Source organism: Spirulina sp. LEGE 11439 (assembly GCF_059821285.1).
This window is the reverse complement of sequence record NZ_JCAMRX010000002.1, coordinates 201,592-221,595: the sequence shown is the minus strand read 5'-3', so window position 1 is coordinate 221,595 and position 20,004 is coordinate 201,592. Positions and strand designations below refer to the sequence as shown.

The window sequence follows — 20,004 nt, the reverse complement described above, 5'->3', positions numbered from 1 at the left end:
TATACTGGTAAATAGCTGCTTATCAATCCTTCCTTAAAATAGAAATGAAGCTCTTTAGCGCTCTCATCCAAACATTTATTGATTTGTGCGAGATTCCCGAAATGTATGCAGGAATCGATACGAATACGATAACACTCGAAATAACCTCTATCGATCCCTGTTACTATGGAGTTATAATTGATTGCTCGGATTCTTTTCTTGCGAACAAAATAATCTTGCATTACAGTATCTTTATTGCGGCAATGCAAAGATTAAATCTAGCAGAAATACAAATCAATGTTAGAAATCGGTTTTTTCGAGTATTTTCAAACTATATTTTTATTCTTGAGGCCATGAGTAATCTAGAGATAGATTTAAACAGTTTGTATCATTGTACAGATCCTGTTTTCATCGTAGCAATGCACAATCATAAACTTCTGTTCGCCAACCCGGCTGCATTATTAGCGAATCAAAAAAAACCCGATGAGTTTATTGGGGAGAATGTTGCGGCTCTAAGCTATCCAGATGAATTAGAGTATCGGCATCGGATGCTCCGATTGGATGGGAAATTAACGAACTATGAATACAAAGCAATGAATTGGTATAATGATGATGGGATATGGCGGCGAAAAGAAATGAACTTTGTTGCAAATTACCAAAAGATAGATTTTGGTAATGTTGAGTGTCGAATAGGTATCGACTTAAGGGCTGAAGAAACCAGACGTTTTTTGGATTAATCAAAGTGCTTTGCGGGCTAAATGTTATCTGCCCATAAAAATCTGGCTATAGCAATCTTAAATGATACGTGAATGCGGAGCAAGCTAAGTAGCTGCACAAAATCAATAGAACTGCTATATCTATTTATTATTGGTCACCAATGCACAAAACCACTCACGGAGTGCATATTTTCCGGGATTTTCAGGATCTACTATTGCTTTAATTTCCTCAATTTCTGTTATATTGTCAGGCTGTTTTTTGCCTATCGCTATTGCCTGAAAGGTTTCCCAATTAATTTTTTTAAGACAGAGGAAATCCATTTGTGCCTTTAAATCATCATCAGTTTTACCGACGATACATTCAGAAATCATTTCCGTCAATCTACTGCTTGCTGTTTCCGATACGCGATTGTTTACATTGGCCTCCTTTAGAGTTTTGATATCATTGCGAACTTCTAAAAGGATGGTCATCATTTTCAGCATCGCTTCCCCCCCTTCATGTCCCTCACTTTTCTTTCCGTTGCCGGACTCATTTATATTCTCTTCAGTCAGACCGAGTACTTCCATGATTTCTAGCTGAGTTGCACCGAGTTTTTTCAGCAAGTCCAACAACAAATCTGTTGTTGGAATCGATCGCTTTAAGTTATGATAGCGGCTTTTGCTTAAGCCACATTCTCTCATAAACGCATTGAGTCCGCGATCGCCACGCTTTTTATTGATGAATTGGTAAGTCCGTTCGCAAATCGGGTGCGGGAAATTTTCTGATTCCACGGTTGCCATCGTTTCAATTTAAACCACTTTCTACCAGAATACTTGATAAATTTTTTCTGACAAGGATTGCAAAATAATTCTTTTTGGTTTAAATTTAAATCAGCAGCGAGCAGCCGCGTATTTGGGCGAAATATTTGACCGCTCCGAGATTGTCCGGCGATCGCCTCTCCAGACGAATTACTCATTATAAAAACCAGTACAAAAATGCCGATTATTATTGTTTTACCCATTGCTAGAAGAAAATGCGGACTAACTCAAGAAAGGTTAGCCGAGTTGAGCGATCGCTCTCAGCAACTTATTGGCAAACTCGAACAAGGTAAAGCCAGAGGAGTAGGTTTTGAGACTCTTAACCAAATCTGTCAAGCAATGGGAAGGCAAGTTTGGGATGTTATGATCTACATTCCCGACGATCCCAAACAGCTTGATGAGACCCTCATCACTGCTTCCAAAAGACTGAATTGTTCCATTGACGAAATTCTGCCTTATATCCCAGAAAACTTAAAAAAGGCTTATCGAAGGCCAAGCTTAGTCTGAACCTAAAATATTTCTGAATTAACTTATTCTCGTGCCCAAATTGTCTCCAGTAAATCTGCAAAAGGTTGCCAATTATCTTCCTGAGTAATGGATTCCCAAACGGACTCAATAATCGGTCTGAGTAATGCAGTTCTAGGATTTTGATATTGGAGATGACTTTTGATCTTGTTCATTTCTTCGGTCGGGAAATCATTTAAGAGTTGATAATATAACTTTCGCCAGATTTCCCAAGGTTCTAAAAAAAAAGAAGCATTTTTGAACACTTCATCGACATCTTTGCGCCAGTAGGTCGAAAATAATTCAGCTAACTCGCTAAAAAAAGCATGATAACCGATTTGTGTTTCTTCTAAAACCTTAACCGTTTGCCACACTAATTCTTGTGCTTGAGGGCGCGGTAATGAAGTAAAACCCAGCTTGCTCGCCATCAAACGATAATATTCATTGTAATAATAGTCCTCAAATCGAGCTAAGCTGGCTTCAAGATCTGATTTCTCCATCACCATTGCTAAAGGAGTTTGCAATCTTTCTAAATTCAACTTGCAAATTCCCGGTTGATTGGCATAACAATAGAGTCCGCCATAATCAAAATAAGCAGCAGTAAAACGAGGATTATAGGTTGAGATAAAAGCATAGGGACCGTAATCAAAGCTTTCTCCGGTAATTGACATATTATCTGTATTCAATACCCCATGACAAAATCCGGCTGCCATCCATTGTGCTGCTAAAGTTGCAATACGTTGTACTAATTCAGTATAAAATCGAGCATATTTCTCTTCAGTTTGAGCAATATTTGGATAGTAAATTTCGATCGCGCGATCGAGGAGTTTCTTAATTAAATCGGGACGCTTGATATGATGCAGTCGCTCAAATGTACCGAAACGAATATGAGAAAGACTGAATCTCACCATCACGGAAGAGCGAGTCGGAGAGGGTTCATCCCCTCGCCATAGAGATTCTCCGGTTTCAATTAAACTCAAACATCGGGACGTTTTTACCCCGAGTTGATGTAAAGTTTCTGCGGCTAAAATTTCTCTAACCCCGCCTTTGAGGGTCAAGCGTCCGTCTGCGGTTCTTGAATACGGCGTTCTCCCAGAACCTTTCGTGCCAAAATCGTATAACTCCCCATCCGTCCCTCTGACTTGTCCGTAGAGAAAACCTCTTCCATCCCCGAGAAAGGGATTGTATTCACCAAATTGATAACCGTGATAACGTAAGGCGAGAAAGGGACGTACCCCTTGGAATAAGCCAAATGCTTCGATAAAGTCATCATCGCTAACATTTTGGGGATCTAAATCAATGAGAGGGAGAAGGCGATCGCCTCTAAAGCGCAAAGTATATTCAGGAAAGGAAGCCGCAGAGACACGATCGCTATAATCGTCGCCTAAGTCTTCGATCGCAGTTTCGTACTTAAGGTTGAGAAAAGGATTCATAGGAAGAATGAATGGTGAAAGATGAAAAATTAGCGATCGTGTGGAGGCAAATTTCCTTTATAGTTTAATAGAATAATAACATTATTCACTGCTTACTGTTTACTGATAACTATTTACTGAAAAAGATGGCAGATTCAATTATGTATCAAGAGGATTGTTATGTTATCCTCGAACCCGATCGCCCGGAAAAATTTCTCTCAAAAGAAGAGTTATTAGAAAAATTGCAGGACATTCTACGACAACAGGAAGAGTTACCACGAGATCTGCAAAAGTTTAATTCTTTTGCAGAACAAGCGCAATATTTATTAGATACGGCTTGCGAATTTGATGTTGCTCCCGGTCAATACTTACAATGGTACGTGACAAGATTAGAAAAAAAGTAAACAGCGAACAGAAAACGAGTATTAATTATTCAATCTCTTTCGTTGTATTAATGAGTGCGAGTTCGATCCATTCTTCTTGGGCTTGAGTCAGGGTAGTCCGGATGCCGGGACCAAAGAATTTTTCGATTTTTTCTTGTTTGTCTTGCCACTGCTCTAAGGTGACAAAAGGGGAGTAAAATTCTAAAATTAATGTATAGTTGCCGTCGATCGCTTCTTCTCGTAATGCCTGAAGGTTGGGGAGTTCGTCATCAGAAGGGGCGATCGCGAGTTTGGTTAGGGAATAGTCGAGATGAACTTGCTGGCCGTAGCGGTAACGGGTGACATCTTTGCGAAGTTTAGTTTGAATTTCTGTTGCTTGTTCCTCGCGCAAAGCTAACACTTCCGGGGAAGTTGGTTGGCTGTAGGGCGTGGGTTTGAGTTCTGAGGCTTTCAGCGCTAAACCCCCGAGTAATAAAGGCAGTCCGTAAAAAAAGCCAATTAAGTTTAGGGTAGGTTTTCCGAGTGCGTAAGCCACAAATCCCATAATTGTTAAGAGACCGCCGACTGAGAGACCGAGTAAAGCGAGGGGAATTTTTCCAAACATTACGAACACTTTTAACTTTAATTTGCAATTTTAGCTTGCGATCGCTATTTTCACAGTCTGGAAACCGCAAAACTCAGAGAATTAATGAGGAGAGAAATCCGATCGCAGCCCCTCCCATGACCAACCAAATCGCCTTCAGTCGAAAGCGAAAGAGGGCGATCGCACTCAAGCCAACAATGAATAAAGCCACTGGATCGAAAGGCAGTCCTAAATTCGGTTGCCCCACAATGGCCAGCACCAATCTTATCGCGACTGCGACCATCAAGGCAACGGCACTGGCATTCACGGCATCCAAAAAAGCAGCACTCCAAGGCGATCGCCGTAAGAGGGGAACGATGGGATTTAAAATTGCGACTAAGAGGAAAGAAGGCAGAAAAATCCCTAATATCGCCACCGTTGCCCTCAGAATTCCTAAAATTCCTGTCGTCAGGACTGCTGAGGCGATAAAAAAATCACCACAGCCAAACCCATAACACCTAACTTAAAAAAGAACCGAGCCAGTTCTCGCGATCGCTCTTTCATTTTCATCTCAGAGGTTTGTGAATCGCAACATCTTAAAGCACTGTCATGCTGCGAATGCGCCAAAGATCGTTTTGGCGGACTAGCTCATAGCGAACCCGTAAATTATCATCGTAAGATTTACCTGTATCTGGCTGTCCACCCCGAAAAGCACGGGCTGTTTCTCGCACAGCAACATCAACTTTCGCCACATTGGGGTTATCGGCGTTAAAATCCACATTTTCTACGCGAACGTTATGATCGTATTCTCGATGAGCATTTTCTTGTTGAAGAGATTGTGCCGTATCCTGCCAAGTTCCTAATGTGGGTTCGGCAAGAATAGTTTCCAGCAAAGCGATCTGATGCTCTTCTCCCAATGCCTTTTTCTTAACCGATAACCACATGGCCACAATGTCGCGGGCCCGTTCTTCGGTTAATGCGCCTTGTGCGGCATTAGGGGCAATTTCCTCAGTTTCTTCAGGAATGGCAACGATAGGACTGTTGAGAGAGATAGACGGTTGCTCGGCCTCTAACCCCGGTACATTATCTGTTGTACCCACTAAGACTTTGAGAACTTGCGCGATCGCCAACCACAACAGAAAAATTGCCACAATGCCCCCTGCACCAAATAAGAGCCAGCGAACCCATTGAGAATTGCTCGCAGAACGCGATCTCCGTCGGTTGCTGCGCCGTGCTACGGGAGGCGTTCCCGTTTCTCCTTCTTCTTGTCGTTCTCGTCCTCGTCGTCGCGGAGGTTGAGAAAGGGTTTGACGTTGGGCGGTGGGTGCAGATTGCGATTCTCCTCTGGAGACGCTACGCGATCTCGGGGAATGGGGTTGAGAGGGTGGGGAAATGCGTTCGGCGGCTAAAGGAGGGGTCAAGGTTGCTGCTCCTGTAGCGGTTCTCCCTTTAAGAGTACGTTCTGCGGCCGTTGTCCCTATATTCCCTTGCTGGGAGGGAGAAACTTCAACAGGGTGAGGATCGACCACGGACCAGCGATCGGGATTTTCCGTTTCGCTGGGAAGTTGCTCTAAATAACTTTGCACTTGTTCGTCGGCAAAATAATCTTTCAGGGAAGCTTGCAACTCGGCCAAGTCGCGAAAATGAGGAAAGACTTCTGTTTGCAGCCATCGTTCTCCATAAAGACACAATCCTGGCAGCAGATCCGGCGATCCTTGAGAATGTTCGCGAATAAAGGCGAGGGGTTCGTATTCTTGACTTAACTCTAAAGCGCGGCTGGCTTCTTCGGTTTGACCCAATAACAGGGCGCAGACGGCTTGTTCGAGATAAACATCCTGTCGCCGCCCCAAGACTTGTAGCATTTCCTTGGCACGGGTGACGAGATAGGGTTGGAATTGAGCAAATCCTCGTGCCACCAGCGCATAAACGGCTAAATATGTCGCGACGGCAGAAGGTCGCCGCGCTTCGAGTTCAAAAATTTCTTGTTGTTCGGCGGCGGTTAAATAGCCGCGAATTTGCTGAATGAAGCGTAAAAAGTCGTCAACGCTCAACCCGGAGCGATCGTCGCCATTGCCATCAATGCCGCCGCGTTCTTGGAGCATTTCTTGTAGGAGTTGTACCCCTTTGAGGCGATCGTTGACGGCGGTTTCTTCGTGAGAGAGTAATTCTAAAACGCGGTAGGGACGGAGTTTATAGATATCCGCCTGAATTTCGCCGCGAATGCTGGGGAATACCCCCTCTCGTAGCAATAACTCCTGTCCTACGCGTCCCGAGGCGGCCGCGCGTTCCGACTGCCCTTGCTGCCATTGTTCCCGTCCCAATTCTAAACAGGCGAGGGCAATGGTCAAAACGATATCGGCGCGAACCAGTTCGGAACTAATCAGCCGTTCTTGTTCTGGGGCCAAATTCTCGCGATCGAGTAAAGGGGTTCCCAGACTGATAACCAGTTCGTATTCTCCGAGTTCTTGGAGAATTAATAAGGCACCGATAAATTGCTCGTTGTTAATTTCCAGCCATGCTGTCGGGGCGTTTCTTTCATTTTCCCAAGCCAAATCTTGGGGAAGGGGTTGAGTAGAAAGGGGTTGGGTTTTGGCCAAAAAACTCGCATCGTATTCCGATCGCCCTTCTGCATCGGACAAGATCGAATAGGCTTCGTCGAGTAGCTGCTTGCGAGAATTAATTGCAATATCGCTGTACTCCCGACGCGGCAATTGCAAAGCGCGATCGTGGTAGGCTTGACCGAGTTGGGGGGCGGTTGCCTGAATGGATACCCCTAAAATCCTATAGTAGTCGAGCGGAATTCGCACGGTTGGCTCCCCAGAACAAAGCGACTTATCTATATTAATATTAGTCTGGCTCTCGGAACGATGAAGATGCAGAGAAAGATGGCGATGGGACATGAGCGCGAGGGATGCTGAATTCGATTCACCGTCCCTCGACCCCAATCCAATGCAGAGGGCTTTCTCTCCTCTGACATTGATTTTTATGCACCCCACTATATCTTAGTGCTAGTCCTAAAGCCTTCAGTAAGCCTTCAATAAATATTTAGCCCTGCGTTATTCGCGATGAAGTTTTAGGCATTGATAAGTTCTTTGGCTGAGACTCTTCGTTTTGGGAACACTCATCATAAAAAAACAAAATATCGTTGTAAAAAATATCTGAAACAATTTGTAGAAAAAAGGTTCAAAAAATATATTCTTTCATCAATATTCATTAAAGAGCATTTTGATTGGGTCAGAAAAACTCTTAACATAGAACTAACCGAATAAAACCGAAATTCTTTTATTTTTTGAACAAAAGTTAAACATCGTAACATTTTATCCATTATTCTGCATAATATTCTTTTCAGAACCGACAATAGAAGATAAGCTAGGAAGTTTGTGTAGAGTGCAACTCCAAAATCAAGAAAATAATTCCACTATCTTAATATGCAGTTTTCGCATTCTACCATGCAAGATTCAGGAGTTAAACAAGCCGTGGTTATCGAAATTCCTCAAACTCAGTACGAAAGCAAAACCCAAGAAATTGCCAAAGAACTCATCGCTGCAACCCGCGAAAAACGTTCTTTTTTCGCACGGATGCAAGACCAGATGCGTCTCGATGATAAGCTCCTAGACTGGGCAATGGCCAATCCGGGATTGCGCTATCAACTCTTTAGCTTTATCGACTGTTTGCCCGCATTGCGGAGTAAAAGCGAGATTGCCCGTCATTTTCAAGAGTATATGAGCGTTGAATCCGTAGAATTGCCGGAAATGCTCAAAAAAATGATGAATTTTGCCGATGCGAACTCTCCTCCCGCACAAATTGCAGCGACAACAGTAGAACAGTCTGTAAAAACCCTTGCTTATAAATATATTGCCGGAGAGACTGTTCCTAAAGTCTTGAAAACCATCGATCGCCTGCGAAAAGATAAGATGGCATTTACTCTCGATCTCCTCGGAGAAGCCGTGATAACCGAGTCTGAGGCAGAGAAGTATTTACAAAGCTATCTCGATCTGATTCAAGAGTTAGGAGAAGCGGCGAAAAAATGGTCTTCTATTCCTCAAATTGATGCAGCAGACGGCGAAGCTTTAGCGAAGGTTCAAGTTTCGGTTAAATTAACTGCATTTTATTCCCAATTCGATCCCCTCGATCCTGAAGGAAGTAAAGCTAAAGTTTGCGATCGCATTCGCACCCTCTTGCGTCGTGCTAAAGAAGTCGGTGCTGCTATTCATTTCGATATGGAACAATATCGTTATAAAGATATTACGCTCGCCATTTTGAAAGAATTGTTAATGGAAGAAGAGTTTTGCGATCGCACGGATATCGGTATGACAATTCAAGGTTACTTGCAAGACTCGGAAGCAGATTTAAAAGGAATTATCGACTGGGCAAAACAGCGAGGAAAACCAATAACCATTCGTTTAGTAAAGGGAGCATATTGGGATCAAGAAACTATTATCGCCATACAAGAGCGCTGGCCGCAACCGGTTTTCAACCAGAAAGCGGCAACCGATCGCAATTATGAAAACTTAATGCAGCTATTGCTAGAAAATCACGAGCATTTATATGCTGCGATCGGGTCTCATAATGTTCGCACGCAAGCACGAGCGATCGCGATCGCAGAGACGTTAAACGTTCCTTCTCGTTGTTTTGAAATGCAGGTTTTATACGGGATGGGCGACCAACTCGCAAAAGCATTAGTTAAACGCGGACATCGAGTGCGAGTTTATGCACCTTATGGGGATTTACTACCCGGAATGTCCTATTTAATCCGTCGTTTATTGGAAAATACAGCAAATAGTTCTTTCCTGCGACAAAATATGGAGGAACGCCCCATTGAAGAGTTAATTTCCCTGCCTAAAATAGCATCAGAACGTCCTTTAATTGCCAAATCTGCTTGGCCGAATGCGTCCAATACTGACTATGCGAATACGGATTTACGCGTAAAAGCCAAACAAGAATTAACCAAAGTTCGCAATAGTTTGGGTAAAACTTATTTGCCGTTAATTAATGGGGAATACCTGCAAACTTCTGAGTTATTGGATTCGGTCAATCCTGCCAATCCAAGGGAGGTTGTAGGCAAGATTGGGCAGATTTCCATTGAACAAGCAGAAGAGGCATTAAAAGCTGCAAAAAATGCCTTTCCTGCATGGAAGAAAACCTCAGTACGAGAACGGGCTGGAGTCCTGCGAAAAGCTGCGGAAATCATGGAATCTCGCCGTCACGAGTTAAATGCTTGGCTCTGTTTTGAAGTCGGAAAAATTCTGCCACAAGCCGATGGAGAAGTCTCAGAAGCGATCGATTTTTGTCGCTATTATGCCGATGAAATGGAGCGATTAGATGAGGGAACAAGTTATGATTTAGCAGGAGAAACTAACCGTTATTTCTATCAACCTCGAGGAATTGCCGTCATTATTTCGCCTTGGAATTTCCCGATCGCGATCGCATTGGGAATGACAGTTGCTGCCTTAGTCACGGGTAATTGTGCCTTACTTAAACCCGCCGCCCCATCCTCCGTTATTGCTGCCAAAATTGCCGAAATTCTGGTCGAGGCTGGCATTCCTAAAGGTATATTCCAATATGTTCCCGGACGTGGCTCAACGGTCGGCAATCATTTAGTGACTCATCCCGACGTTCACTTAATTGCTTTTACCGGGTCGCAGGAAGTCGGCTGTCATATCTATGCAGAGGCAGCTAAGTTACAACCGGGACAGAAGCATCTCAAACGAGTCATTGCCGAGATGGGGGGCAAAAATGCCATTATCGTCGATGAAAGTGCAGATTTAGATCAAGCTGTAGCAGGGGTTGTTTCTTCGGCTTTTGGTTATACGGGACAAAAATGCTCGGCTTGTTCGCGAGTTGTCGTTCTCGAACCCGTACATAATGCTTTTGTGAGTCGCTTAGTTGAGGCGACAAAATCTCTTAATGTTGGGGCTGCGGATATTCCCAGCACCACCGTGGGACCTGTGGTAGATGAAAAGGCACGCGATCGCATTCGCGAATATATCGAGAAGGGCAAACAGGAGGCGAAATTAGCCTTTGAGGGGACAATTCCAGAAACGGGTTTTTTCATTCCTCCCACCATTTTCACCGAGGTTGCACCGGATGCAACTATTGCTCAAGAGGAAATTTTCGGACCCGTGGTTGCAGTGATTAAAACCAAAAATTTTGCTGAAGCATTGGACATTGCTAACGGCACAAATTACGCCTTAACTGGGGGTTTATATTCCCGCACTCCTTCTCATATTCAACAAGCAACTGAGGAGTTTGAAGTCGGGAATTTGTACGTGAATCGTAATATTACCGGAGCCATTGTCGCCCGTCAACCTTTTGGAGGCTTTAAGTTATCTGGGGTGGGGTCAAAAGCAGGAGGTCCCGATTATTTATTGCAGTTTTTGGAACCGCGATCGGTAACGGAAAATATTCAACGTCAGGGTTTTGCACCTATTGAAGGGGCAGAATAGTTCGTAGGGGCGCAAGCAATTGCGCCCTTTTTGATTAACCAAGTTACAATTAATACGATGCCTAAAAAGATACGGGAATTAAAAAAAATACTCCGTAAAATAGGTTTTACAGAACTTCCGGGAAAAGGAAGTCACACTAACTGGATACACCCATTATATGCTGGGAAATTAACTATTTCTGGCAAAGATGGATCGGATGCAAAACCCTATCAAGAAAAGATCGTGGATGACGCGATCGCAGAAATTGAGGACAAACAAAATGATGAAGAACCTTAAATACCCCATCCTCATTCAATGGTCAGAAGAAGATAACTGCTTTTTAGTTGGTTTTCCTGATTTTCCGGGTCAAAAGTGGCGATCGCATGGTGAAACCTACGAGGAAGCAATACAAAACGGAATTGAAGCCCTAGAATCTCTTGTTATTGCATATGAAGCGACTGGGGAAAGTCTGCCAAAACCAACAACTTGTAAAGCAGCATAAGAAAAATTCTTTGTTTGAAAATTCGGGAGAAGGCTAATCGTGTAAAAAGCCTGAGAATCTCTTACTGTCCTATAATTCAAAATTAGGATTATTGGGGGCAAAATTAGGATTATAATAAGGATCGCCGCCGATTTTTTGCAAGTATTCCCCCCATTTCTCAGCGAGTTTATGACGCTCTTCCGGTCTGACTTTGCGATCGCTGCGACTGGCGGATCCATAGTGACTTAATTGAGCATAAGGCGTAACGAGATTGCGATATCCTGCTTGATGTGCTTTTAAACATAAATCGACATCATTATAGTTTAAGGCAAATTCTTCTTCGAACCCTCCTAATTGTTCAAAAAGTGCCTTTCTCATCATCAGACAAGCACCCGTGACAGCAATATAATTACGATTCACCACATTAGAAAAACTATAACCTTGATGCGCTCCCTCATAACCGTAAAAAACGTGCATCGGGTGAACTTCTTCAACAATAACGACCCCTGAATGTTGGATTTTACCATCGGGAAACAATAGTTTTGCTCCCACCGCACCAATTTCCTCTTGTTGGGCAAACTCTAACATCGATTCTAACCAATCCGGAGTTATAATTTCCGTATCGTCATTGAGAATTAACAGCATATCTCCTCGGGCATTTTCCGCACCAAGATTAATGCGAGTCGAGAAATTAAAAGGATCGCGATCGCGGACTAATTCGATCTTTCCAGCCAAACGCAGTAAAATCTCATCAGGAATATCAAACCCATCGACAACAACAATCTCAAAATTGCGATAAGTGCTTTTTGCTAAAATGCTCTGAATACACTTTTCTAATAAACAAACTGTCTTTTCTACTTCCTGTACTTGTTTTCCCGCACTGGGAATAATAATACTAACTTTATATTCTTCCTGTAACTGACGGCGCACGCGAAACACCCCCGCCATATCCGTTTCTTCGACAAAACCCGAATATTTATTTCGTGCTAACATGGATTCTAATACTTTTTTTCCTTTTTGAAAGGCTTGAGGTTTTCCTTCTACCCCAGATGCAGAAGAAGAAGCGATCGCACGCCAATGATAGAGAATTTTAGGGAGATGATAAATATTCTTGGTTTTCTCGCTTAAACGCAAAACCAAATCGTAATCTTGCGCCCCATCAAATTCGCTTCTAAAACCGCCAATTTCTCGAACTAATTGCGTGCGATAGACCCCAAAATGGCAAGTATACATCTGAGTATGAAAATATTCGGGAGACCAATCGGGTTTAAACGCCGGATCGAAATGTCTTCCTTTTGTATCAATATGATCTTCATCCGTGTAAATCAAATCAGCATCAGGATGAGATTGAATCAGTTTAGCGACTGCAAATAAAGCATCGATCGCCAACTCATCATCGTGATCTAATAACCCTATATATTCTCCCGTCGCCAATGTCAAAGCAGAATTACTCGCCGCAGAAATATTCCCATTTGTTTCGCGGAAAATCACTTTAATTCGGCGATCGCACTGCCGATATTGCTCCAAAAGGGGATGGATGTGGGAAGCAGGGGAGGCATCATCAGCAATACAAAGCTCCCAATGGGGATAAATTTGCGCTCTAACCGATTGAATCGCTTTTTTGAGCCAAACCTCTTCTACATCATAAACAGGCAGCAAAATGGAAAATAAGGGCAAATGAGACCATGTTGCGATTTCCTTTCGGGCGATTTGCCGATCTGTCTCTGTGATACGATGCTGTTTTCGCCATTGCTGATAGCTCATCTTCCCGCGTAACTTGGCAAACAAGCGATCGCCCAGAAAAGCGATCGCCCTCAGCGTCCCTTGTTCTTTCTGGATAGACTTCAGCGTTTCTAACTTGTCAGCTAAACTCATAACTTTGGCAAGGATAAAGAATTAAAAATATAAGGATACAAGGCTTCTTTCCTCCTTAACGAGTGACAGGTGACTGAATCATGTTGACGGTTGACAGCTAACTGTTTATTGTTGAGAGTTAACTGTTTATGGTAAGTTCATGGCTCTTTCCCTTCCTCGCAATGCAACTTGGGAAGATTTTCGCCGCTACTGGGATTTAGTTTACGTCCTGTCAGCGCGACATTTAAAGGTGCGATATCGAGGCTCTTTTTTGGGAATATATTGGTCGGTTTTGAATCCTCTCGTGATGACGGGTTTATACGCCGCCATTTTCGGCAATGTTTTTGCCTCCTATTACGATAATTCGTTATTAAACTATATGCTCGCCGCCTTTACAGGATTGACGGTGATTAATTTATATTCCTCAGCAACAATCCAAAGTGTTAATATTGTCGTCTGGGGAAGTCCACTACTCAATAAAATTCGCCTTCCTGTCAGCGTCTTTCCCGTGTCAATGGTTATGGCGAATATGTTTCAATTTGTTGCGGGAGTAGTCCCTTTACTGGCGATCGTTACTCTTTTTACCTCCAAAAATCCTCTGAATGTTTTATTACTTGTCTTCCCCGTTTTATCGCTTTTCCTGCTCTGTGTGGGAGTTGCTTTCTTAGTCAGCGCACTCTATGTTTTTTTCCGAGATTTACCCAATTTTTACGAGGTGATTGTTTTTGTTTTAGGATTGAGTACGCCAATCTTTTATCCTGCCACAATCGTGCCTGCAAATTTGCGTCAATTTCTCGTTTTCAATCCCCTTTATCCCATTTTAGAGAGTCTGCGAGATATTGCTATTTCGGGTACGCTGCCCGCACCGTACCCGATCGTGCATTCTTTACTCAATGGGATGTTAGTGTTGAGTGTCGGCTGGTTGTGTTTTCAACGGTGGCGATCGCAGTTTATGGATCTTCTGTAATCAATGGAGTTAATTCGTTTAGATAATATATCGCTATTGCGACGGACACAAGAGGAATTCTCTTACGATCTGAAAAAGACCTTCTTTTCGATTTTAGAAGGAAAATATCGCAAACCCGTCAAACGCTTGGTTTTAGATCGCGTTAATTTGACGGTGAGCGCTCACGAAAAGGTGGGGATTATTGGCTCTAATGGCTCGGGAAAATCGACGCTCTTAAAATTAATTTGCGGTATATTAGAGCCGACAAAAGGAAAGGTTCGTGTGAAAGGAAGCATTGCACCCTTATTGGAACTCGAAGCAGGATTTGATAAAGATATTTCTGTTTATGACAATATTATTCTCTACGGGGTTTTATTAGGATTTTCTCGCACGGAAATGAAACAAAGGGCGCAAGAAATCTTAGAATTTGCGGAGATAGAGGAGTTTAAATTACTGCCAGTCAAAGGACTATCTTCAGGAATGAAAGCCCGATTGGGATTTGCGATCGCGACAGACGTACAACCAGATATTCTCATTCTCGATGAGGTTTTATCCGTGGGAGATGAACATTTTAAAATGAAATGCAAAAAGCGTATTAATAACTTTTGGCAAGGAAATACCACGATTTTAGTCGTCTCTCACGATTTGGATTTTATCCGACAGTATTGCGAGCGAGTGATTTGGTTGGATCGAGGAAAGTTGATGTTTGAAGGAGAGCCAGAAGAAACGGTCAGTCGATATTTAGAATACACTGCTTGAAAACAATACAAAGAAATTTCTGATTGAGAAGTGTTATATATCAAGAAAAAGCAACGAATCGAAAGAATGAGCCATTTTGTGTTAAAATTAGAAAAGGTAAAGCGATCGGGTACGATTTGAAGAACTCAATCGCTCGTAGCAAAAGAAGAGAGTAATGTCGGCTAGAGATACTTTTCATCAAGTTGTTAAAACTGCACTGAATAAGGATGGATGGAACATTACCCACGATCCCTATCCACTTCAAGCAGGAGGTTTTAATTTAGCCATTGATCTAGGAGCAGAGAAAGTTATTGCAGCCGAACGAGAAGACAAAAAAATTGCTGTTAAAATTAAAAGTTTTTTGGGAGCTTCAAAGATTTCTGAGTTTTGTAGTGCGTTAGGACAATTTATCGCCTATCGTTCTGCCTTGAGTCTTCAAGAACCAGAACGATCGCTTTATTTGGCCGTTTCTAACGATATCTATGAAAAATTTTTTCTGACCCTTTTTATTCAAAAGCTCATTCAAGAAAATCAGCTTTATCTTCTCACTTATGATGTCGAACAGGAGACAATTGAAGAATGGATACCCTAGAAACTTATCGGCAGTATATCCAAACCTTGCTCGTTCAACAAGCAGAGTTAGTTTGGGATAAACGCATTCAAGCTGAAACTATTTTCGATCTGCAAAGCGATCGCTACCAATTGGTTTATGTGGGCTGGCGCGATGGAAAACGGTTTTATGGCGTAGTGCTTCATGTCGATATCATTGAGGGCAAAATTTGGGTACAGCAAGATGGGACTGAAGTGGGAATTGCCAATCAATTAGTCGAGTTAGGTGTTTCTCCACAAGAAATCGTGTTGGCATTCGATCCGCCTAACCTGAGACATTATACTGAGTTTGCCATGGGATAAAAATATCCCTTCACCTTCCCTCGCCGCGATCGATGTTAAAATCAGGGCGAAATTAAATTCCCGTCAATTTTAATTCATCTTGCATCGAGCCATGTTAAACGCTATTCGGAAACTGAGTTTGGGAATTGCGATCGCTGGCTTATCCAGCGCGATCGCTTTGGAAGCGTCCCGTCCTGTCCAAGCGCAGTATATCATTACCCTTCCCGATGGAACGCGCTGCGAAGGTCAATTTCAAGGCTATACAGGTCAAGGTATCTGCGAGTATACAGATGGTTCTTATTATCGAGGACAGGTTTTGAACGGTCAGCGCCACGGGAGAGGGGTATTCTACTTTCGAGATCGCGATAATGCCGAAGCCGAACTCAATGTTCCTGAAATAGAAAATACACTGGAAGGTTCGACAATTTTTGCGTTTCCTCTACCTTCGGAAATTTATGCGGACGTTTACGAAGGAGATTTTCGCGACGGTCTTCCCAACGGACGAGGCAGTTTTATTTATGGCAACGATATGCGTTACGATGGCGAAGTTAAAAATGGTTTGCCCCACGGGACGGGTCTATTTATCTATGGCTCTGAAGGAGAATATTCCTATCGTTATTACGGGCAAATAAACCAAGGATTAGCAAGCGGACGAGGTTCGTTTGTTTATGCAACTTGTGAAATTTATCGAGATTCTCCGCATTGCGATCGCTACGATGGACAATTTCGCAATGGTTTGCCCCACGGTCAAGGAACCTTTACTTATTCCGAATGTGCGGTCGTCGGACAACAAGTACGCTGCAAGCGGTGGTCGGGGCAGTTTTTTAAAGGTCAACCCAATGGGAACGGGACTTTACTGTTTGCCAATGGCGATCGCTGTCAGGGACAATTTAACGATTTGACCCTAAGTGGTCGCGCTAATTGTACTTATAGTAATGGCAATCGCTATTCTGGAGAACTTCGAGACGGTCAGCCTCACGGCATGGGAACCATACGTTATGCTGACGGACGAACCTATAACGGTGAATTTCGTGAAGGGAATCCGATTGGTAATTTGGGCAGCAATTAATCCTCATAACAAGCTCAATTTTCTCTCTGAACTTCCTCCTCATTACGTTCCCATTGGCCATGACGCTTTGCGTAATAAGCTAAAATGGCCTCAACTCGATCTTGGCAATTTTGCTCTTGGAGATCGCAAGGTGTCTTGGCTGGAGAATTGTCAGGGAAACTCTGGGGATAGGCGAGCAATAATCCTTCAATTTGACTCTGAGAATACGCAAAAGTTTGCGAAGACTGAGATAAGATTTCAACTTTCATACCTAAAACTTGCTGCAAGTGCGCTGCGACTTCGCGATAAATAGCAAGAGACATCTTTTGACAAGAGATTATTTCTCGTTTAGGCATTCGTATTATTGGCTGGAGGCTCTCCAACCGCTCGCGTGACTTCAATTCCCAACTCTTCAAAAATAACAACGGGTTGCGGTCCTCGATTCATTTCAATGCGCTTGACGAGTACTTGTCCACTCCCTAAATACTCCCCCGGACTGACATAGCGACTTTTCCCCTCACCATCTTGAACAATTGCTTTAACACTCCCACCGAGATTGACCACCCCCGTCACGGTTAAACCATTGGCAATCGTCGGTTCTGGTAAAGCGGGAAGATCGTCGGGGTTGAATTCTTCATCTTCTCCAGTCCACTCCAAAGGTGTATTGCTGGGACTTTGCGGGACTGGAGGTTCTTCAGCTTGAGGTGGAAGTGGGACTGGGCGTTCTTCAGCTTGAGGTGGAATGGGAGGGTAAGGAAAAACTGGCAATTTCGGTGGTTCGGGAGTCTGCGGTTCTTGTGGTGGGGTGTTAAAGGGAGTTTGAGAGCCTGCTCCTGGTGTATTAAAAGGCTGCGTTCGCTTTTGAGCCCGAGGGGATCTCGGAGGATAGGGAAAAATAGGGAGTTTGGGGTTGAGGGTTCCCGCAAAACTCCGAGCAACTTCTGCGGGAACGGGAAGCGTCGCAAAAGGATTTTGTCGGCCTTGATTTTGTTCGAGAATTTTGATAGCAGTATCGCGATCGGTGATGGGGATCAAACCATCTGGGGCGGGTAATTCTGCATCTTCTCCTTCAACCACGGGATCTTCAAATTCAGGATCGCCGGCTTCGGGATTATTAGGATCTTGACCATCGGGAGCGTTCTCTCCAGAAGGATTTGCGGGCAGTGTATTGGGGGCTGTCGTTACCGGACTAACAGAAACGTCCCCAGCATCTTCCGATCCTCCTCCTAAAAAAGGTAATGAAGATAAGGTTTCGCACCCCTCTAAGCCAAAAGCTAAGAACGTTAAACCCAGCAAAATCGATAATTTCTTCATCATTCATTCCCCGTTTGACCAACAACGATGCAAATTATTATTAAAGAATCATTTACACTTCAATCTTAGCTAAAAATCGCGAGAGCAAAATGCGATCTTGTTAGATGGCATTACGATTATCTTATCCTTTTCCCATTAATTGTTTGAGAGCGTTCAGTCCTTTTTTAAGGCGACGCGAAACAGTCACGACACTAACTCCCAATATTTCTGCCGCCTCCTTGTGGGTTAAATCGTGGAGAAACACAAATTCAAGCGCATCTCGGGTTTTAGTCTCGAGTTGGACGAGGGCTTGTTGCAGGCGAATTCGGTCTTCTTCTGCCAGTTGAAAACTGTAATATCGGCGATCGGGAACGAGGTCTCCCAAACTCGTGCGGCCTTCTCCTTCATTGCCAATCGGAAGATCTAAGCTGAGGGGTTCTCGATTTTGATGGGCGAGTTTAATATCCTGCCATTCTTCTAGGGAGATTTTCAGTGCCTCGGCTAATTCTCGATCGCTCGGCTGGCGGTTGAGTTGCGATCGCATTTTGCGGGCAATCCCGATCGATTGTTGGCGTAACTCTAACCAGCGTCGAGGAATGCGAACAAAAGATCCTTTATCTCTGAGATAGTGTTGAATCTCACCGCGAATATAAGGAATGGCAAAAGAACTAAAAGCATGACCGCGATCGAGATTAAATCGTTCGATGGCGCGAATTAATCCCAAACATCCCACCTGTAGGAGATCTTCATAACTTTCGTTACAGCGATCGACCCAGTGATGCGCCTCTTTGCGGACGAGACCCAAATTAATTTTTACGAGTTGGTTGCGGATTTGATTGCGCATGGGGGGGGTTTGCGGTTGCTGACTGTAGTCGTGCAGTAACTGCAAACTCTGGCATTTCAGATTATCGGAAAGAGAAGTTGACATGATAGAGTCACCCAGTTAACACCGATCGAACATCAAAAAGAAGTGAACTCAAAATTATTTTTCTGCTTTTCAAGTTTATTCTCTCAACACGATTTATGACAACTTTAAAATCTCAATAATTGAGGGTGTCAGATTTTGGCGGCGATCGAGCCCCTCTAAATCCGACACCCTCAACCGAATCCTAATCCCTCAGATTACTCAAAGGAGGGTTGAACCCGTGCGTAAAATATGCCTTGGATTTTCACTTCTTCAGGATCGTCGGCTCCCAAATCCGTATCCGAAGGTTGATAGCTGACGAAATTACCGGCAATTTCTCCAGTTCGCCCATCAACTTGGGTCACTTGCAAAGACATTTCCCCGGTTCCAGTTTCATAACGCTTGACGTTGGCACGTTCAAACTCTTCCGAATCGGCTCCAGCCGGAAGCGCAACGGCATTGTCGTAACCACTAGCAACCCCACGACCTTTGGGATCGAGGAAAACTGAGCCTCGGTAAGAAGGAACGAAAAATTCGCCTTCTAAATCCGTTGAAGCATTAAGGGAATCGTATCCCGGCCCGCTCTTGGCAACGAGTTTTTTCATGGTAAACATGAAAGGAACTTGTTCGCCACCGGGGAGTTGTACGGTAATGGGCTGGAAGTCAATCCCGTCTTCTTCTGTAAACGTTAATACTCCCTCTGAATCAACGACGAGAGTTCCTGATATTTGATCGAGGCTGGAGGTATAGCGCGTTAGCACTTTACCCTGAACGAATTCAGATTTTTTGCGGCGATTGGCACCTTCCTCTTCTACAAAATAGATTTGGGGTTCCACGCACATTCCAGAAATGTTATAGGTTTGACCGACTTCGAGAGGAATGGAACCTCGAGCGGTTTCATCGAGTGCGGGGCATAAATTTGCCAATCCAGTATTCAGGATTTCATCGTAGGTCAGCCGTCCCGAAGTCGCATCGGCAGCGCTGGGGGGTTCGCTACAAGCTGTGAGAAAACCCAAACAAAGGGCTAGGAAAGCAGCCATAAATGCCCGATAATATCTCATAATAATCAA

At 43.7% G+C, this 20,004-nt stretch carries 21 protein-coding genes; 11 read left to right on the top strand and 10 right to left on the bottom strand.

Features of this window, described 5'->3' with window-relative positions; all coding sequences use genetic code 11:
* The first annotated feature begins 101 nt into the window (after positions 1-101).
* The gene (locus tag AC6RV6_RS02370; protein WP_500238690.1) at positions 102-716 is read left to right on the top strand and encodes a hypothetical protein; all 615 of its coding nucleotides are present in this window, start codon (positions 102-104) and stop codon (positions 714-716) included.
* Positions 717-836: 120 nt separating this feature from the next.
* On the opposite strand, the gene AC6RV6_RS02365 is transcribed toward AC6RV6_RS02370, so the two are convergent.
* The gene (locus tag AC6RV6_RS02365; RefSeq protein WP_500238687.1) at positions 837-1,475 is read right to left on the bottom strand and encodes a hypothetical protein; all 639 of its coding nucleotides are present in this window, start codon (positions 1,473-1,475) and stop codon (positions 837-839) included.
* Between the two features lie 195 nt (positions 1,476-1,670).
* Here AC6RV6_RS02365 and AC6RV6_RS02360 point away from each other — a divergent pair, with 195 nt between their 5' ends.
* Entirely contained in the window at positions 1,671-2,000 is a 330-nt protein-coding gene (locus tag AC6RV6_RS02360; RefSeq protein WP_500238685.1) for a helix-turn-helix domain-containing protein, read from the top strand.
* A gap of 23 nt (positions 2,001-2,023) precedes the next feature.
* On the opposite strand, the gene AC6RV6_RS02355 is transcribed toward AC6RV6_RS02360, so the two are convergent.
* Positions 2,024-3,430 carry a protein adenylyltransferase SelO gene (locus AC6RV6_RS02355; RefSeq protein ID WP_500238684.1) on the bottom strand — a complete coding sequence of 469 codons (1,407 nt, stop codon included), beginning with the start codon at positions 3,428-3,430 and terminating at the stop codon, positions 2,024-2,026.
* Between the two features lie 125 nt (positions 3,431-3,555).
* Between AC6RV6_RS02355 and AC6RV6_RS02350 the strand changes: the two genes are divergently transcribed.
* The gene (locus AC6RV6_RS02350; protein WP_500238683.1) at positions 3,556-3,813 is read left to right on the top strand and encodes a CRR7 family NDH-1 assembly protein; all 258 of its coding nucleotides are present in this window, start codon (positions 3,556-3,558) and stop codon (positions 3,811-3,813) included.
* Between the two features lie 25 nt (positions 3,814-3,838).
* On the opposite strand, the gene AC6RV6_RS02345 is transcribed toward AC6RV6_RS02350, so the two are convergent.
* The 3 genes from AC6RV6_RS02345 to AC6RV6_RS02335 form a co-directional block, all read right to left on the bottom strand.
* Positions 3,839-4,396 carry a DUF2854 domain-containing protein gene (locus tag AC6RV6_RS02345; RefSeq protein WP_500238682.1) on the bottom strand — a complete coding sequence of 186 codons (558 nt, stop codon included), beginning with the start codon at positions 4,394-4,396 and terminating at the stop codon, positions 3,839-3,841.
* A gap of 73 nt (positions 4,397-4,469) precedes the next feature.
* Positions 4,470-4,814, bottom strand: a complete 345-nt coding sequence (locus AC6RV6_RS02340) for a chromate transporter (protein ID WP_500238777.1) — start codon at positions 4,812-4,814, stop codon at positions 4,470-4,472.
* Between the two features lie 136 nt (positions 4,815-4,950).
* On the bottom strand, positions 4,951-7,161 hold the full coding sequence (locus AC6RV6_RS02335) for an IMS domain-containing protein (protein WP_500238680.1): 2,211 nt from the start codon (positions 7,159-7,161) through the stop codon (positions 4,951-4,953).
* Between the two features lie 642 nt (positions 7,162-7,803).
* Between AC6RV6_RS02335 and pruA the strand changes: the two genes are divergently transcribed.
* The 3 genes from pruA to AC6RV6_RS02320 are packed head-to-tail and all read left to right on the top strand — an operon-like array spanning position 7,804 to position 11,281.
* Positions 7,804-10,800: an L-glutamate gamma-semialdehyde dehydrogenase gene (gene pruA / locus AC6RV6_RS02330; protein ID WP_500238678.1), complete on the top strand. Its 2,997-nt coding sequence runs from the start codon at positions 7,804-7,806 to the stop codon at positions 10,798-10,800.
* Between the two features lie 57 nt (positions 10,801-10,857).
* On the top strand, positions 10,858-11,076 hold the full coding sequence (locus tag AC6RV6_RS02325) for a type II toxin-antitoxin system HicA family toxin (protein ID WP_500238677.1): 219 nt from the start codon (positions 10,858-10,860) through the stop codon (positions 11,074-11,076).
* Positions 11,063-11,281: a type II toxin-antitoxin system HicB family antitoxin gene (locus AC6RV6_RS02320; protein ID WP_500238776.1), complete on the top strand. Its 219-nt coding sequence runs from the start codon at positions 11,063-11,065 to the stop codon at positions 11,279-11,281. The genes AC6RV6_RS02325 and AC6RV6_RS02320 overlap by 14 nt, the downstream gene beginning before the upstream one ends.
* 69 nt (positions 11,282-11,350) lie before the next feature.
* Here the strand turns inward: AC6RV6_RS02320 and AC6RV6_RS02315 are convergent, their stop codons facing one another.
* Complete coding sequence (locus tag AC6RV6_RS02315) at positions 11,351-13,135, bottom strand: glycosyltransferase family 2 protein (RefSeq protein ID WP_500238676.1); 1,785 nt, start codon at positions 13,133-13,135, stop codon at positions 11,351-11,353.
* A 139-nt stretch (positions 13,136-13,274) separates the two neighbouring features.
* Here AC6RV6_RS02315 and AC6RV6_RS02310 point away from each other — a divergent pair, with 139 nt between their 5' ends.
* The 5 genes from AC6RV6_RS02310 (at position 13,275) to AC6RV6_RS02290 (ending at position 16,758) form a co-directional block, all read left to right on the top strand.
* A complete protein-coding gene (locus AC6RV6_RS02310) occupies positions 13,275-14,081 on the top strand; it encodes an ABC transporter permease (RefSeq protein ID WP_500238675.1) in 807 nt (268 codons plus the stop codon).
* Between the two features lie 3 nt (positions 14,082-14,084).
* Entirely contained in the window at positions 14,085-14,819 is a 735-nt protein-coding gene (locus tag AC6RV6_RS02305; protein WP_500238674.1) for an ABC transporter ATP-binding protein, read from the top strand.
* Positions 14,820-14,973: 154 nt separating this feature from the next.
* Positions 14,974-15,390 (top strand): element excision factor XisH family protein, encoded by a 417-nt coding sequence (locus tag AC6RV6_RS02300; RefSeq protein ID WP_500238673.1) that lies wholly within the window; start codon positions 14,974-14,976, stop codon positions 15,388-15,390.
* Positions 15,378-15,710: a XisI protein gene (locus AC6RV6_RS02295; RefSeq protein WP_500238671.1), complete on the top strand. Its 333-nt coding sequence runs from the start codon at positions 15,378-15,380 to the stop codon at positions 15,708-15,710. The genes AC6RV6_RS02300 and AC6RV6_RS02295 overlap by 13 nt, the downstream gene beginning before the upstream one ends.
* Positions 15,711-15,801: 91 nt before the next feature.
* Positions 15,802-16,758 carry an MORN repeat-containing protein gene (locus AC6RV6_RS02290; RefSeq protein ID WP_500238668.1) on the top strand — a complete coding sequence of 319 codons (957 nt, stop codon included), beginning with the start codon at positions 15,802-15,804 and terminating at the stop codon, positions 16,756-16,758.
* Between the two features lie 14 nt (positions 16,759-16,772).
* On the opposite strand, the gene AC6RV6_RS02285 is transcribed toward AC6RV6_RS02290, so the two are convergent.
* The 4 genes from AC6RV6_RS02285 to AC6RV6_RS02270 all read right to left on the bottom strand — a co-directional run bounded on the left by AC6RV6_RS02285 (position 16,773) and on the right by AC6RV6_RS02270 (position 19,995).
* Complete coding sequence (locus AC6RV6_RS02285) at positions 16,773-17,060, bottom strand: hypothetical protein (protein WP_500238666.1); 288 nt, start codon at positions 17,058-17,060, stop codon at positions 16,773-16,775.
* A 25-nt stretch (positions 17,061-17,085) separates the two neighbouring features.
* Positions 17,086-18,054, bottom strand: coding sequence for a hypothetical protein (locus AC6RV6_RS02280; RefSeq protein WP_500238664.1), 969 nt, complete (start codon positions 18,052-18,054; stop codon positions 17,086-17,088).
* 118 nt (positions 18,055-18,172) lie between these two features.
* Entirely contained in the window at positions 18,173-18,958 is a 786-nt protein-coding gene (locus AC6RV6_RS02275; protein WP_500238663.1) for an RNA polymerase sigma factor SigF, read from the bottom strand.
* 194 nt (positions 18,959-19,152) lie between these two features.
* Positions 19,153-19,995, bottom strand: coding sequence for a photosystem II manganese-stabilizing polypeptide (locus AC6RV6_RS02270; RefSeq protein WP_500238660.1), 843 nt, complete (start codon positions 19,993-19,995; stop codon positions 19,153-19,155).
* Between the last annotated feature and the right edge of the window lie 9 nt (positions 19,996-20,004).